Below are 16,589 nucleotides of genomic sequence, written 5' to 3' on the forward strand. Positions count from 1 at the left end.
GTCCCAGTTGGATGAGGTCTGGGGTTATTCAATGCCGGAAATCGGGGTGTGCCTACTGTCAGAGTTGACAGTAGGCACACCTTTCCACGGCTACTAAATTAGAGCACACCCACATCACAACTGGACGTTTCCCATGACCCGGTTCATGCCCTGCCTACTTCCTCCCCTGCCCCTTTCCCCAGCACCGCTGCAGCTCAGGGGGCTGTTCATTGCAGGTTGGACCAGTCCCGTCATCGATGCTGATTACGGAATCAACCGCAGCATTGTCTTCGACCTCGCTCGCCCCCCCCAGACCGAAGACCCTCCCAAGGACGCACTCTGCATCATCGACCCTTGGAACGAGCAGAAGGAAGGCGACAAGATCGATGTCTACCTGAACGATGAAATAATCGCTCAGGGGACTGTTGAAAAGGGAGGGCTCAACAAGCGCCTGTTCTTGTCATTGCCACACGAAAAAATCACCCCCACCTGGGGCGAGAACTTTCACTTCAAGTTGACGCCCGTAGGTGAAACCGGGCCCAGCGACGAGTCGACACCCTGGCGTTTGCGAGTCAAGCTGGATCGCCCCGGCGGCAAAGACAGAGAACCTCACAACCCAGGTCATTCAGAACTAAAGGCTCCGCTGCCCCCTCAGGATGTGATCGATAATGGGGTAGACGCCGGTTCCGCCAAGAACGGCTTCGACCTTGAGATCCGGCATTATCCCGGTCGTGCGGCCCACGACACCATCCAGCTGGCCTGGGGTAGCGCTTTTGTATACCGCGAGATCACCCCGCAGGAGGCGAGTACGACCGATTCGATCTTCATCAGGATCGACCAACAAACCATCCTCGCCGCCGGAGACAGTGCCCGACTGCTGGTCCATTACATGGTGTTCGATCTGGTCTGGAACTATGCCGAAAAATACTCCTCGCGCACTTACGTACAAGTAGACGCCGGAGCTGCTCGACTGTCCGAGCCCATCATCAAGGAAGCATCCAGCGGTGTCATCGATTTGCCGACGCTGGGCAAACAGCCCGTGACGATCCAGGTTATCGCGCGCGCACCCGACTTTGCTCTGAACGACACGTTGAATATGACCTGGATCGGAACTCCAGTGGTCGGCCTACCATTGGAGAACCGTCAATCCAAAGTCATCGACAACCTGCCCGCAGTCTATGCATTCGAGATTCCCAACGCTGAAATCCGTGCCCTGGCGGGCGGGTCTGGCGATGCGTTCTATATCCTGGAAAAAGCCAACGGTGATCCTCCTCTGTCATCCAAACATGCCTTCGCAAACGTCGAGGGGCAGGTCTCCGCTCTACCCGCGCCGACACTTATCGAACTGATTGGGGACACACTCGAACCGGACCAGCCCTTCGCCACAGTGATCATCCATGCTTATCCGGGCATGAAGGGGGGCGACCATCTCAAACTGGTCTGGCTGGGTGAAAAGGCCAACAACGCAGGCCCCTACCTGCATGAAGAAGAGCACATCGTCAGCGACAATGAAGAGGACACAGACATCGTGATGTTCGTCCTCGGTGAACACATCGCGGTGCTGACAGGAGGCAGCCTGAGGCTAAGTTACTGGGTCTCCAACGACAATGCCGTCGTGTACGACGTCCGGGAGTCCGACTTCCTCGACGCCAAAATCCAAGTCATCCGTGCTGAAATCCCCGCGCCCATGGTCGTTGAAGCGCCCGAGAATAAATTGGATCCGTACATTCATACCGGCAGCGTGACGTTGCGTATCGGATACCTCGGCACCGCAAAAGACGACATTCTCACCTACTACTGGCATGGCAACCCTGGAGATGGCAGCACCAGCGATTGGGTACCGATATCCCAAGCCAGCGCCGGCAAACAGCTGGATTTTACGATCCTGCGCAAGTACATCGAACCGAACATCAACAACATCGTCCGGATTCGCTATGTTGTCCTGGAGAAACTCACCGGTCGGTATCGCTATTCGGGCTTGCTTGAGCTGGTCATCGGCGACCTGTTGGGCGACCTCCCGGAACCCATGGTGATCGAAGCCTCGCCCGCAGATGAGCTCGATCCAATCAATGCACTCGCCGGCGCCACGGTAGAGGTGCGATACGAGAGCATGGATGAGCCACACAGGATTCATTTGAATTGGCTGGGCACCCCCGGGGCGGGTACATCCGATGATCTGGAGTTGCCCGGCAGTGCCAACGGCAGTGTTCTGTTCACCGTCCCGGCCTCGGTGGTCGGCGCCAATATCAACCGTAACGTGATGCTCGGTTATGAGGTGACGCATAAAGGCTTCGTATTTCCCTCCGAAACCCTGGCGCTGAAAGTACTGGCCTTTCAGGATCCGGACAACCAGCTGCCCAAACCATGGATGCCCCAGGCAAACAACACCACCTCAGTACTGAACCTGGCAACCTTTACCGGCAACGCCAACGTCACCGTTGGAAGATGGCCATTCATTGCCGCCAAACAACGCATCTGGTTGCGGCTAGAAGGACATTCCGAGACTGGAATGCTTTTTCCTATTCCGTTGTTGGACGGCCATGAGCTGACGGCCAATGAGGCCGCGAATGGCCTGAGCGAAGTTGTGCTGCGAACCGAGCTGGAACGGCTTGGCCACAACACACCGCTGACGGTCGTATGCAAGGTGGGCTTCAGCACCGAAACCGATGAGTTTTACGCGCTTGCCTTCCCTCTGACCCGCTATACGTTCAAGAGTCGTCATGACTGGGTTATGCCGGAGATTACCAGCGTCAAGGACTCGTGGGGCGAAGTAGGAGAAGGAGAGAACACGCTCGACACCCGTGTGAGACTGGACGGCACGGCAACCCCCGACTCCAGTGTGCAACTCTACGAAGGTACCGTTCCCGTGGCGATTCTGCCGGTGAGTATCGGAGGGGCTTGGTCGCACGACATGTCCTCGCTGAGCGTGAAATCGTACCGGCTTACCGTCCACGCGCTGGATGGCAGCGGTTTCATCTCATCACCGCGCACGTTTTCCGTGGAGGCCGCCAATGCCCCGACCATTACCAGCCTCAAGGACGCCTGGCGTGAAATTGCCCACGACGGCTACACCACTCACCGACAGGTCACGATCAAGGGCCAGGCCAATGCCCGGCAGAATGTGAGAATCACGGGTATTTCAGTTCCCCCACCGCAGGTGCCGACCGACGACAGCGGTGGCTGGACCCTCACGTTCAGCACGTTGGCTCTCCAGCGATACAGTGTTGTGGCTGAGGCACTTTATGGCGAGGGCGTTCCGCCGTCCGCGCCGCGGTCATTCACCGTGACGCCAGTTGTCAACCCGACGATCACCAGCGTTCGGGACTCCCGTGGCGAACTCAACAACGGCGGCAGTACGACAGATAACAAGGTGACGTTGAGGGGGAGCGGCAGCGCTTATCAAATCGTCCAGATACTGGGTACCACGACGACAGCTCCCGAAATCCGGGCTGATGGCCTAGGTATCTGGACCCTGGCAGAACTGGCTGTGACTCCCAGAGGCTACAGCCTGACCGCCAAAGCGCTGTACGGTGACAACGTCCCCATTTCGTCGCCGAGAACGTTCACGGTCGTTGCACCAACGCCAGCGTTGAACTTCAACCAGAGCCCCGTCACATTGGGTGGAGCAGCTTACATACTCGCCGGGAGCGCCGCGCTGCCCAACTTCGGCGCCGGCACATCGGTACGTCATGCTGCCACCGGAGGCGTAGGATCCCATCGGTATAGTTCCAGTAATCCAGCCGTCGCGGCGGTTGACGGGGCCGGGCTCGTAACCGTGCGTCGTAATGGCAGCACAACCATCACCGCGACCGATTCGGCCACGCCACCACAATCCAAAAGTTACACCGTTACGGTTACGGGCGTCTGGCTATGCCATAACCTTGGAGGCGGGCATTACCAGACGATTCGCAGCGTAGCCGCTTCACGCGGTTTGAGCGTCCCGGATCTCGGTACGTTGAATGCAATCAGCGCCGCCTACCGGGGCCGCTGGCCTTGGGGGGGAGCCTACACCTGGTCCAGCAGTGTCAAGAATCCATTCCCTCCGGTGTACATGTATGCGCTGACCATGCCCAATGGTGCTACGTGGGGACTATGGGATCTGAACCCGATCGGCACAGGCCTGGGTATCGGGAGGTGAGGTGAGCCGCTTCAATCGAAAGAACCCTGCACTGCGGCAGGGTTCTTTGGGTTATGTCTAAGGGGCTCCAGCGCTTACCAGTTATAGCGCAGCCCCACATTCGCGCCGAACGGCATTTCGATATGCTTGCCATTGGCATAGTCGAAATCGGCATGCAGTTGCAAGCGCTCGCTGAGCTGCGCCGCTATACCGGCTCCGAGCTCGCCGCGCGATCCGGAAAGGTCGTTATTGAACACATTGTTATTAACTTGCACTTCGTTGTTGTTGGCGAACTCATGCGCCATCGCCACCCGGACATAGGGCTGCAGCACGGTGCCGTCGTCCAGCATAAAATTACGCCCACCCGTCATGCCGACCTTGCCCAGGAAAGAACGAGTACGATCGCCTTCGGCCTGCATGCCGTTGTTTAGCCCATAATCCTGGCCCTGGATCACCACCGTCGAGAATTGAGTATAGGGTTCGATGAAGTAGTTGTTGTCCAGCTTGATATGCCGTCCGAACTCAACCGAGCCGCCCAGACCTGCAGTGTTGTAGGAACCCTTGGCACGGGCACCGTCACTCATGGAGACTTTTGCCTCGTTATGGAAACGGTTGAGCTTGAGTACACCGTCGAAGTAGTAGCCCGTGTCCGCGTCCAGCCAAGTGGTATAAGCCCCAAGGTAGTAGCTTTTCACGGTGCCTAAACTGCCGCGGCTCAAATCCAGGTCGGAGTTGCTGTGGCCCGCCATCGCACCGATAAGCCATTGTCCGTCACCCATGGGCAACGGCGCATCGGCTCCCAGGGAAAAGCCCTGCTGAGTTTGCTTGTAGCCAGTACCGGAGGCCGCGTCCACGCTGTATTTGTTGCCATAGGTACGGCCCCATGCGCCCGACTTTCCTCCGTTGAAACGCAACTCGCCCATGCGACTGCGCAAACTGGTCAGCTCACCCAACCAAACTGTTGGGGCAGTATTGAATAGGGCCATGACCGTGCGGGTACCAGGGCTGACCGTCGCCGTCTCGGGATCGAGGAACCAATCAGTCCCCCCTGAACCATTCGCGGTGGAAACCAATTTGTAAGAGTAGGTCCCGACATCCACCTGATCGCCGACCAAGCCAAAGGTAGCGTCGCCCGCCGCCGTTTTCACCAGGGTCAGCGCTTCTGCAGACGCCGGATCGACGCCGGAGCCAGCCACCAGCAAAGAGTGATCGCCGCTGGCAACGCCGGTGACATTGAGCACATCGTGTTGATTGGTGGCCCAGTCGACATCCATCTTGAAGGTTCCGTCGCCCGTCAGGGTGCCCACGTTCAACTGATAGAACTTCCCAGCACCGCCGAAGGCCACCGTTCCCGCGTTCATGGACAAGGTGCCAACCGTATTGTCACCAGCCATTTCCCATTCGGAACCGCTATTGATCGTGACGCCGGAAACGCCGACCAGATTCCCTTTGAAGAACGAACCGTTAGCGAGCCCCAGGGTACCGGTGCTTCCGGATTCGACAATAAAGTCACCTTCCATTCGGGCTTGATCGAAACGCAGATTAGCGGTGCTGTTTTCGGATACATCAATGTTGCCTTTCAGCACGACACCGCCGCTATTGCTCACACCCATGTTCGCTGTGGAACCGCCAACCACCTCCAGCAAATTGCCGTTGCCTGCGATGAGATTCGAACCATTGGTCAGTTCGATATTGATCACCGTCGATGCGGCGCCGGCAGCCGAGACACGAATAGCGGCACCGTTTTTGCCCTCAACGGTCGTACCATCGAGCAATACCTTGCCTTCACGCGGAAGTGGCCGATTGCCTCGCAGATCGAGTCCATTCAGACCGCCGATAATCGTGCTGCCGATAAACTCCGCATCGGCACTGAACAATCTGACGCCGTAGCTATCGACCCCCGTACCTTCGATGTGAGAGTTGTGGACTTTCAGAGTACTTAACGCCGAAGCAAAGGCTCCACCTTCCAGCCCTTTGATAACGCTACCGGCAGTTACCGTCGCCGACGACCCCACGCCGAGGCTTTGCAGCAAATGCAGGCCAATCCCGTAGTCATTGGTCACCGTGCTGTTATTGATCGTTGCTTCACTGGCTTCCAGTTGCACGCCAGCGATGAGTCCTGCGCCCGTGGCAGTCACCGTGGCACCATCCAGCGCCACTCGCGAACCGTTACTTGCCCATATTTGCTGCGTCGTACTACGAGGGCGGACATTAACAGCGGAGCTGTTTGAAATAATATCCATTACGTTGGCGCCGTTCACATTGAGCGTGGAACCTGTTATGACTTCGTAGCGATCACTAGGGGTACTAGGGACAACGTCCCTGACCTGACCATTTTCTACTAAGTCGGCCTGCACCGATGTGCTGACCAGCATCGACCAGATAAGGCAACAAGACACCGGCGCTATACCGGACAAAAGTGATCGTGCGGAATTCGAGGAATGCATAGTGATGAACCTGAAGTAAGAGTGAAGGTGCACTTCCTCACGACTCAGCCGCAATCAAAGTGCAAGGCGGCCGCAGGATACTCAAAGAACCACGCATAGCATGTAGGAAAAATCCCAAATAGCACCTAGAAAAATCCCATAAACTTACACCAATAGAATTTTCCGATCTCTTGGAGAAATAACAACGTAAAGGAAAAAAATTTTTCCTTTACGCCTCTTCACCTTTATCGGGACCAAGGAATATCAAGGATTTATCGGGCACAGACCTGCAGCATCCACCGAAGCGGCACGTATCGAAAACGTGCCTGACAATGTCGACGTGCCGACTACCACCGAATAGTCAACCTTCAATGCCCCCCTGCGTCCTAGGAAATCGTCAAAATAATTGGCCCTGGGCCCAACCAACTCAATAAAGCCGTCATCTACTTGTGATTGGCTCAGTGAAGAAATCGTCGTTGTCCAAGCCGTTCCCACTTCATTGCCCAGGACAGGTGGAAACACATCATATCCTTGTACCGTAATGGCCATTGACTGGCCCGCCGACAGCCTTGGATTCGGTGGAATATGCAACCGCAAGTTAGCGTCTGGACCGATCCAAGACGAACAGTTGATCCACCATGTGGTGCCACCTACAAACTGAGCATCAGGGAATTCCGGCTCGGCCAGTCTGATAGGTACGGCTTCCTCTACATTCACCTCCGTAGGAGGAGAAGGGGTAGGGTTGTTATCGCCGACTACGCCCACTTCGTACCACACATCAATCAGCACGCCCGGTACCTTCTCGATCTCACTCCAAGGCACATTGAACACGAGAGGATTACCTGGGGCCGGCACGGGAGTTACTTCAGCTACGAAATCGGGTAGATCTCCCCAGTACAGTCTCGCCCAGTCAACACCGACAAGCCCCATGGGTACCGAAATAGTCGCCGTTGCAGGCAGCCCTTTGTCGCTTTCCACCAGCTTATTATTTTCTGGCGCTGTGCCACCGCCTCGGACAAGCACCGCCGGCAGAATACCTGGCTTGATAAGCTGAGATAGATCGACATTGATATCCAGCGGGCTGTCAGCATCATACCTGTGTGGGCCTCGCTGGATCTGATAAGTCACTGCCGTCGGCTTTTCTCCCGTAGTGCTACCATAATCCGGTTCGATCAGTTCAGAATCGCTTACATCAATGATCATTGGGTCTGTTGGATTATCTCCAACTCTGTAGGGAGTACTGGCCTTATAGGCGCCCCACGTCAGGTAAATACGATCGTTCTTTCCGTGATTCGTATAGCGCGGTACCAATGCCCGGACGCCTGCTTTAACGTCGGCCAAATCAATCAATGTCTTGGCATCTTCAGCCAATGGCACCCTCAGAGGACGGAACGGCCCAACAGGAAGGGGAAGGAGCAGTAAATGAGTTTCAAGCGGTACCGATTCTGGGCCGACATTACCCACAATATCTTTTAGTTTAAATTCGAAAGCAAGCTGACCATCGTCTTTCCCCGTGAAATATATAGTCGGAATAAAGATTGTCCGGTCGTTAGGAATCTCCTCATCAAAGACTTTGAACGAAACAAGGTCTTCTTTTAACAGGGCGTAAACCTCAATCTCGTCCTGGTTACGTTCGCCTGCGTAAGGAGGTACGATTAGCGGCACGCCTGTACTACTGACACTATCTAGGTATGCCTTTGTCAACCCGTCGTCTTTAGCGACCTGGTCTCTAAATTCCAACGGGAGGGTAGAAGATTGATTGTCATTTGGCGGAGTCTTATCGATAACGAATTCCGCTATATCAGAATCTGTGGTGCTCCCCGAGGGGATTTCTACACTGTATTTCAACTCGTACGTCCCTTCCTCTGCAAAAGCCGAAGCACTCACAGTGGTCGGATAGGGAAAGTCACCAGGTTGAAATGGCCCGGGGATCGGATGCATATCCGTAGGAACACCCCAATCGGAGCTCCCTTTGCGCCTGACGAAGATCCTGAGCGTATCTGTCTCGCCCAGTTCGGCTTGCTCTGGCCATTCAGGGACCTCTAGATCAAGATCAGTCTCCTGCAGTGCCCGAGGCACATAGTTTTTGTATTCGGGAAATGCTGGAAAGTAGTTCGGAACAATTATCGGATCCAAGGGATCAGCTAGTTGGTCGGCCCTCTCCTGTAAATACCAAGTCGTGTAGGCCTGACGAGCCTGCGCGGAGGTCAATACAATTTTCTTCTGGTCATTCATCTTCTCAGCTCCGGTAGATATCAGTTAGACACACCCATGAACAGACAAACACTTACAACTTATTACTTCCCAGCGAGCCCGACATCAAACAGTCTTCAGTCCTTCAGCCCTCATGTCTTGAGGCAGCACACTGTTCCTCCGAAACGGTTTCAACAATCTTCAAATTCTCCGGCGCCGGAGAAGTGCCAAATTGTCCGTCCGTTTTGCTCAGTGTGTAATAAGTGCCCCACGATCCTCTCGACACCGGTTTTATGTGCGGATCAAAGGGCAAGATCCAGACATCGATAAACCCGTCACGAATATGCTCAGGTCTTATCTCTTCTGGAAATTCACCATAAGTTTCGTCAATAGGATCGGCAGAATTGAATGCTCGATAACCTTGCCAAAACACCCTGACTTCGTCGCTTGCTGCAAAATGACCACTGTCGAATTTTATGCGAACCCGAATCCCTTCCCATGGTTTATCTTCACAACCGATATAACCAAAACCATCCGCATCCTCAAAAACCGGCGCTGGCAAATCATCAATGGTAGTGACCTGAACGCGCACATAAGTATTTTCGGATTGCTGTTCGTTAACGCCGTTGCTGGTTGTGTAGTACACCGGCAATCTCGCGTTGTTAGGCTCCGTATCAATCACATCCCAAGATACGGCGGAGAACAAAACTTCCGCGCCTTCGACATCGCCGGCCCGCACGGTATAGGTGGCGACGGCCCCGCTGTATTGCCCCCAGTAGAGCTCGAGCATCTCTCCGGGACTCGGCGCCTGATAAAGTTTTAGCTTCGGAATGACCGGAGAGGTCCTGTCACCGGGCAACAACACATTGGGCACGCCCGAACCACCCACAATATCAATGAGCGGTAAAAGCGGGTTGAGCAACGCCGGTGCATTGGGATGGTCCTGACCGGCAACCGTGAAATTGATGCTGATATCGGCTTCTTCCGAAGCACGCGAACTACCACCACGAATGAAGTTGTAGCCCACCTTGACGACCGAGGGGCCTGGTCCATTGGCGATCAAAAAAATCCATGGCACCGGTATGTTCAACGGAAGAACAGCGTTGCGCCGGGGCAGCCGAATACCGTCCCAAACCAGTTCTATCTGGTCACTGGGTAGCAATGGAGGGGGAATATTTTCAACGACTGCCTGCACTTGCGCTCGCGCATCGGCCCGGTGTACGAGGTTGTCATCGTCATGCAGCGGCACAGTGGGTGGCGGAAGTCGGCCAGGCCAAGGTATGAGTGAAACGGTGCCGGTGGCTGGCTTCGAATAGGTCAGCGTTTCGTTTCCGGCACGGTCCCGAATTTTATAAAAAGCATGGAAGGTTCCATTTTGGTTCGGCGCACGAATGTCGTCGCCCATCAAATCCACACGAATGTCTCCGGCATCAATCTCCGCCTGAAGAACCGTTTTTGGTGTGACAAACGTCTCGGTGGGCGGGTTCGTTTGCGACCAGAACAACTCAAGCACATCGCCGTCCGCCGCGCCGGTATAAGTGGGCGACGGAAGGCGAAACTCGACCTTGTCATTGTTGTTCAGAAGATACTCTTCGGTAATGATGTTCCCAGGCAAGTTACTGGGAAACAGCAACACCTCAAGTTGTTTATCGTAACTGGGCGGTTCGGTATCCACTGTCACAAAGCGATGTTCAGAAGGCGCCCCATTACCAGCACCCTCTATGACAACTTCGTACCATATTTCGAAACGCCCATCGGGCTGGAGCAAGTTCCTCGGTACGGCAAGAGGAAGGGGAAACATATCCTCTGTAATGGGGCCTTTCACGGGGAGTGTTTGAACGGGCGCGCCCGTCCTATTAGTGGGACGCTCCCAATAAAGTTCGATAATGTCTTCTTCACCCGCAATCGCATATTCGGGCCATCGCTCAGGCACATAGACAGGCAACGGTTGATTTTGTGACCCTGTGGGAAGCAGCCCTTCTGGGTCACTGTCTTCAATAATCAAGGGAATCGATAATTTCTTCAGCTCAGCCAATATTGGACCTCGTTTGCGCATCAAAGGCCCTTCTCTTTCACCTGAGTCTTTGTTCTCTTTCGATTCGCTCACTTTCCACTCCAAACTCGCGACATTGAGGTTATTTGCGCCGCGCTGATGATGCGTAGTGCATTCCGGGTCTACACAACAGAACCCAAGTGAACCTATTCGACTCTCTATCCAATCGATTGAATACTGTCAGAGTTGACAGGTGCGGATACCGTCCGTCGTTTTAACAGGCAGCGAACGGCAATATTTCAATTCTGTAAATGAACGCGCCTTGCACGCGAACATCGCTCTTTCTGGATCGGGCGCTCTTTTTGAATACGCTACGCTGGTGTGTGTGTGTGTGTAGACCGTTGTAGAACTTCAGCGCACTTGTAAGGACTGAACGGCACACGAGGCAATCCGCCGGCACGCCTCCGCCAGCTTCACCTGATCGACCACCAACCCAATCCGAATATGCCCCGCCGCACTCGGCCCAAACGCCTCCCCCGCCAACACCGACACGGCGTACCCGTCCAGCAGCCGCTCGGCAAACGCCTGGGCCGCCAGGCCGGTCTCGCATACGTCGACCATTACGAACATGCCGCCATCGGGTCGTACAGGTTTGAGCCCCGGACACTTCGCAAGCGCCTCGCATACCAGATCCCGACGTTGGCGATATTCCTCGCGCATCCGCGCCACTTCAGGCAAATCCCGCTCCAGCGCAACCTGAGCGGCACGCTGGACGAAATCCGGCAAACCAAACAGCATGCACAGCGACAGGTTGGATAGATGTTCAGCCAGGGGTTCGGGACCGATCGCCCAGCCGATGCGCCAGCCGGTCATGGCGTGGGACTTGGACAGGCTGTTGATGGTCACGGTGCGCTCGGCCATTCCCGACAGGCCCGCCGGGCTGATGTGCTCACCTTCGTACAGCAAGTCGCTGTAGACCTCGTCGCTGATCAGCCAGAGGTCATGGTCGATGCACAGGTGCGCGAGTGCTTGCCAGGTCGGCAGCGCCAGGCTGGCGCCGGAGGGGTTGTTCGGGCTGTTGAGGAGCATGGCGCGGGTGCGTGGGGTAATCAGCCGGGCGACGTCGTTCGGCTGGACGCGGAAGCCGTTTTCCGGTGTCACCGCCACCGGCACCACTTTCGCCCCGCAGGCGCCGAATACCGCTTCATAGGTAACGTACATCGGCTCGGCGACGATCACCTCGTCGCCAGGGTCGAGCAGGCACTGCGCGACCGCATAGACGGCACATTGCGCGCCGGGCAGCACGGTCACATGCCCGGCGCCCACCGGTTGGCCGCAGCGCTGTTGATGGCGTCGGGCGATGCTCGCGCGCAACGAGTGCAGGCCCCGCGTATCCGAATAGTGTGTATCGCCCGCCCGCAGGCTGGCGACGGCAGCCTCGACAATCGCGGGCGGCGTGTCGAAATCCGGATCGCCCACCGAGAGCAACAAGACTTCCCTGCCCTCCTCGCGCATGGCCAGCGCCCGGTCGTGAATGTCCCAGGCGGCAGCGCCGTCACCGGTGATGCGTTGGGTCAAGGCTGAAAAGCGCATGGAATCTCCTGTGAGCGCGGTGTCCAGCCTCAACCCTATCTCAAATCACGAAACGCGCCACCGCCGCATTCAACCCCACCGCCAGGCGCGACAGCTCATGGGTGGCGTCGCTGGTCTGTTGCGCGCCGCTGGCCGACTGGGTGGCCAGGTCGCGGATGTTCATCAGGTTGCGGTCCACTTCTCGCGAGACCTGGGCCTGTTCTTCAGACGCACTGGCGATGACCAGGTTGCGCTCGTTGATCTGGTGGATCGACTGAGTGATCTGCTCCAGCGCCACGCCAGCGGCCCGGGCCAGTTCCAAGGTGCTTTGGGTGCGCTGGTTACTTTGCTGCATCGACTGCACGGCCTGGCCGGTGCCGTTCTGGATGCCGGCAACCATTTTTTCGATTTCCTGGGTTGATTGCGCAGTGCGATGGGCCAAGGCGCGGACTTCATCGGCCACCACCGCGAAACCCCGCCCGGCCTCGCCGGCACGGGCGGCTTCGATGGCGGCGTTGAGGGCCAGCAGGTTGGTCTGTTCGGCGATGGCGCGGATCACGTCCAGCACCTTGCCAATGTCGCGGCCCTGGATTGCCAAGCCTTCAATCATCGAGGCGGTGGCTTGCACGTCGTGGGTCATGGTCTGGATCGCGTCGACGGTTTCCACTACCCGTGTGCGCCCCTCCTGGGCGGCCTGGGTCGACTGGTTCGACGCTTCGGAAGTCGACACGGCGTTGCGGGCGACTTCTTCGACGGCGGCGGTCATCTCATTGACGGCGGTGGCCGCTTGCTCGATCTCATTGTGCTGCTGTTGCAAACCCCGGGAAGATTCCTGGGTGACGGCGCTCAGCTCTTCGGCGGCGGCGCCCAGCTGGGTGGCGGAGCCGGCGATCTGCTCGATGGTCTGGCGCAGGCTGCTTTGCATCGCGCCAAGGGCCTGGAGCAACCGGGCGGGTTCGTCCTTGCCCTCGTCGGTGATAACGGCGACCAGATTGCCTCCGGCAATGGTCCGGGCCGCTTCGAGCGCCCGGTTCAGAGGCGTGACGATGCTGCGGGTCAGCAGCAGGGCCAGCAGCACGGTGGCCAGCGCGGCGATGATCGAGACGACGAGAATGCCGGTGATGGCGCTGTTGTAATAGTCGCCGGCCTGATCCGACGCTTCATGCCCCTCCGCCACGCTCATTGCAATGAGCTTGTTGAGTTGCTCGCCCATCTGGTCAGTGCCTTCCTTGATCCGTGTGTTGATGAGGCTGCGCAACGCGTCGGCCTTGTCTTGTCGGGACAGATCCAGCATTTCCTTCTGGGCCTGGAGGTAGTTTTCCAGGGTTTTCGAAAAGACTTTATACAGTTCAGCTTCATCTGGCTCGGCGGGCAGCGCTGCATAGGCTGCATTCGCCTTGTTGAGTTTTTCCACCAGCACGCCGATGCGGGTCTCGGCCTCGCTGAGGCTGGCCGGGTCGCGGTTGACCAGGATACGAAATGAAAGAATGCGCATGCGCAGCACGTTTTCAAGGACATTGGCCAGGTGACCGACGGCGGGTAACTGGGTCTGCTCCATGTCCACCGACGCCTGGCGAATGACGGACATGCGATTGGCGGCGAACACGCCGAGCACAACGACCAATAGCGCAATGACGGCAAAGCCGAGAAAGGCTCGGGGGGCGATATTCAAGCTACGTAGGGACATGGGAAGACCTCGGTGGTGGGTCGAGCGTCCATGCCGCCGGCGTATCGATTGGGATAATTATGTGTACGCCTACCCGGTTATCGGCTGGGCTTGAGGCTTTTTGCAGGAGGACGATGAAATATATTCCCGGCGTGTTCAATTGACGCCCCGCCCTCGCCCATGGTCTCCTGTGCGCCAGTTTGGGTGCCCTTCACAGGGTGAAACGGGAAACCGGTGAATCGTGTGCTTTACTTCAAGGCCACGTCAGTCCGGTGCTGCCCCCGCAACGGTAAGCGAGTGAAGCGTCGAATCCACTGTGCGTGCGCATGGGAAGGTGACGCTTGCAGGCACGGCTCAAGCCCTGTCCCTCGTGAGCCCGGAGACCGGCCCATGACTCATTTTCAACAAACCCGCGGTGGGCGGGCGCTGTTCGAATCCCGGCGAGCCTTTGCCCGGGTTTTCATTGCGCTCGATCCGCCCGCTGACAGACCAGAGGGAAGCGCCATGTCGACCATCAGCAGCACCGCCCGCTCCACCAGCAGCACCGTTACCCTGAGCCAGCGCCTGAGCGCGGCGGTCCTCGCCTCGATCCTCGGCGCGGGCCTGGTCTATTTCGCCGGTTTCTCCCACATCGAAGCAGTGCACAACGCAGCCCATGACACACGGCACAGCGCCGCGTTCCCGTGCCACTGAGTGCTGCCGACATGATCAAGCGTATCGCGCAAACCGCTGGTTTCAGCGGGCTACTGGCCGCCCTGCTGCTGACTCTGCTGCAAAGTTTCTGGGTGTCGCCGCTGATTCTCCAGGCGGAGACTTTCGAGAAGGCCCCGGCGACCGAGGTCCATGAACATGCCGCTGGGGCTGCACATAGCCATGACGCCGAAGCCTGGGAACCGGAAGACGGCTGGCAGCGTGTACTGTCCACGACGGGCGGCAATCTGGTGGTCGCGGTGGGTTTTGCGCTGATGCTGGCGGGCCTGTACACCTTGCGTGCACCGACGCGGACGTCCCAGGGCTTGCTTTGGGGACTGGCCGGTTATGCGACTTTCGTGCTGGCGCCGACTCTCGGCCTGCCACCGGAATTACCCGGCACGGCAGCGGCGGATCTGGCCCAGCGGCAAATGTGGTGGATCGGCACGGCGGCGTCCACGGCAGTGGGCATCGCACTGATTGCATTCGGTCGGCATTGGCTGTTGAAGTTGCTGGGCCTCGCCATCCTGGTGACGCCTCATGTGATCGGCGCGCCCCAGCCCGAAGTGCATTCGATGCTGGCTCCCGAGGCGCTGGAAAGTGAGTTCAAGCTCGCCTCGCAATTGACCAATGTTGCATTCTGGCTGGCCTTGGGCCTGATCAGCGCCTGGCTGTTTCGCCGGGGCGCCCAGGTCCACCACGACGCATGAGCAATGGGCCCATCCTGGTGGTCGGCTTCGGCTGCCAGCGCGGTTGCCCGGCCAGCACGTTGCGGGCATTGCTTGACCAGACCTTGCAGGCCCATGGTATTGCGCTTGATCAGGTACGGGCATTGGCCAGCATCGAACTCAAGCGTGACGAACCCGGGCTGCTGGAATTGGCGGCGCAATTGTCACTGTCGCTGACGTGTTTCACTGCCGAGGAGCTGGCAGGCTATCAAGCACGGCTCAGTCATCTGTCCGAGATTGCCTTTGAGCGTACGGGCTGCCACGGCGTCGCCGAAAGCGCCGCCCTCGCGCTGGCCGATCGATGGGGTTCTTCCCCCGCGAGTTTACTGGTTACCCGCCAGAAGGCTGCACAAGCCACGCTGGCATTGGCGACGGCTTCGTAACACTCGATAATCGCCGCTGGAATCATGAGCGCCGCTCATGCACCCCCACTCTCAACAGGAAACCGGTCATGACCGTCTTCTTCATCGGTGCCGGCCCCGGCGATCCGGAACTGATCACCGTCAAGGGTCAGCGGCTGATTCGCAGTTGCGCCGTGATTATCTATGCAGGATCCCTCGTTCCGGCAGCCGTGCTGGAGGGCCATCGCGCCGAACGAGTGGTGAACAGCGCCGAGCTGCATCTGGAACAAATTATCGAGCTGATCAAAGACGCCCATCTCAAGGGGCACGACGTAGCCCGTGTGCATTCCGGCGATCCGAGCCTTTACGGCGCCATCGGCGAGCAGATCCGCTGTCTGCGCGAACTGGACATTCCTTTCGAAATCATCCCCGGCGTAACCGCCACGTCAGCCTGCGCCGCCCTGCTCGGTGCCGAGTTGACCTTGCCCGACGTGTCCCAGAGCGTGATCCTGACCCGTTACGCGGACAAAACCGCAATGCCCACAGGGGAAGAGCTGGTAAGCCTGGCGCAACACGGGGCGACCATGGCGATCCACTTGGGGGTCAACCACCTGGAAAAAATAGTCGACGAGCTCCTGCCCCACTACGGCGCGGATTGTCCGATTGCGGTGATTCACCGGGCGACGTGGCCGGATCAGGATTGGGTAGTGGGAACGCTGGAGGACATCGCCGGGAAGGTACAGGCCAAGGGCTTCAGGCGTACGGCTTTGATTCTGGTCGGACGTGTGCTGGGCAATGATGTATTCAGCGAATCATCGCTGTACCGCGCCGGGCATGCGCATCTCTACAGGCCCTGACCTATCGGCACACCCGGATCCCTTGTG

At 57.7% G+C, this 16,589-nt stretch carries 10 protein-coding genes and 1 riboswitch; of the genes, 5 read left to right on the plus strand and 5 right to left on the minus strand.

From position 1 onward, the window contains the following. The first annotated feature begins 133 nt into the window (after positions 1 to 133). Complete coding sequence (locus tag JMN22_RS21820) at positions 134 to 4,117, plus strand: Ig-like domain-containing protein (protein ID WP_198797996.1); 3,984 nt, start codon at positions 134 to 136, stop codon at positions 4,115 to 4,117. Positions 4,118 to 4,191: 74 nt separating this feature from the next. On the opposite strand, the gene JMN22_RS21825 is transcribed toward JMN22_RS21820, so the two are convergent. The 5 genes from JMN22_RS21825 to JMN22_RS21845 all read right to left on the minus strand — a co-directional run bounded on the left by JMN22_RS21825 (position 4,192) and on the right by JMN22_RS21845 (position 13,967). Beyond that, positions 4,192 to 6,543, minus strand: coding sequence for an autotransporter outer membrane beta-barrel domain-containing protein (locus tag JMN22_RS21825; protein ID WP_198797997.1), 2,352 nt, complete (start codon positions 6,541 to 6,543; stop codon positions 4,192 to 4,194). A gap of 243 nt (positions 6,544 to 6,786) precedes the next feature. Continuing rightward, a complete protein-coding gene (locus tag JMN22_RS21830; protein ID WP_198797998.1) occupies positions 6,787 to 8,757 on the minus strand; it encodes a hypothetical protein in 1,971 nt (656 codons plus the stop codon). A gap of 103 nt (positions 8,758 to 8,860) precedes the next feature. Next, positions 8,861 to 10,822, minus strand: a complete 1,962-nt coding sequence (locus tag JMN22_RS21835; protein WP_198797999.1) for a hypothetical protein — start codon at positions 10,820 to 10,822, stop codon at positions 8,861 to 8,863. Positions 10,823 to 11,119: 297 nt separating this feature from the next. Continuing rightward, positions 11,120 to 12,301 carry a pyridoxal phosphate-dependent aminotransferase gene (locus JMN22_RS21840; RefSeq protein ID WP_198798000.1) on the minus strand — a complete coding sequence of 394 codons (1,182 nt, stop codon included), beginning with the start codon at positions 12,299 to 12,301 and terminating at the stop codon, positions 11,120 to 11,122. A 40-nt stretch (positions 12,302 to 12,341) separates the two neighbouring features. Then, the gene (locus JMN22_RS21845) at positions 12,342 to 13,967 is read right to left on the minus strand and encodes a methyl-accepting chemotaxis protein (RefSeq protein ID WP_198798001.1); all 1,626 of its coding nucleotides are present in this window, start codon (positions 13,965 to 13,967) and stop codon (positions 12,342 to 12,344) included. 164 nt (positions 13,968 to 14,131) lie between these two features. Then, positions 14,132 to 14,352, plus strand: a riboswitch (cobalamin riboswitch). A 98-nt stretch (positions 14,353 to 14,450) separates the two neighbouring features. On the opposite strand from JMN22_RS21845, the gene JMN22_RS21850 reads away from it, so the two are divergent. The 4 genes from JMN22_RS21850 to cobM all read left to right on the plus strand — a co-directional run bounded on the left by JMN22_RS21850 (position 14,451) and on the right by cobM (position 16,562). Beyond that, on the plus strand, positions 14,451 to 14,639 hold the full coding sequence (locus JMN22_RS21850; protein ID WP_030137974.1) for a CbtB domain-containing protein: 189 nt from the start codon (positions 14,451 to 14,453) through the stop codon (positions 14,637 to 14,639). Positions 14,640 to 14,650: 11 nt separating this feature from the next. Then, positions 14,651 to 15,346 carry a CbtA family protein gene (locus JMN22_RS21855; protein ID WP_030137973.1) on the plus strand — a complete coding sequence of 232 codons (696 nt, stop codon included), beginning with the start codon at positions 14,651 to 14,653 and terminating at the stop codon, positions 15,344 to 15,346. Next, a complete protein-coding gene (locus tag JMN22_RS21860) occupies positions 15,343 to 15,747 on the plus strand; it encodes a cobalamin biosynthesis protein (protein ID WP_030137972.1) in 405 nt (134 codons plus the stop codon). Before JMN22_RS21855 ends, JMN22_RS21860 begins: the two co-directional genes overlap by 4 nt. A 68-nt stretch (positions 15,748 to 15,815) precedes the next feature. Then, on the plus strand, positions 15,816 to 16,562 hold the full coding sequence (cobM, locus tag JMN22_RS21865; RefSeq protein WP_030137971.1) for a precorrin-4 C(11)-methyltransferase: 747 nt from the start codon (positions 15,816 to 15,818) through the stop codon (positions 16,560 to 16,562). Positions 16,563 to 16,589 lie beyond the last annotated feature (27 nt).

The organism is Pseudomonas sp. HB05, assembly GCF_016756915.1.
In the GTDB taxonomy this organism is placed as follows: Bacteria; Pseudomonadota; Gammaproteobacteria; order Pseudomonadales; family Pseudomonadaceae; genus Aquipseudomonas; species Aquipseudomonas alvandae.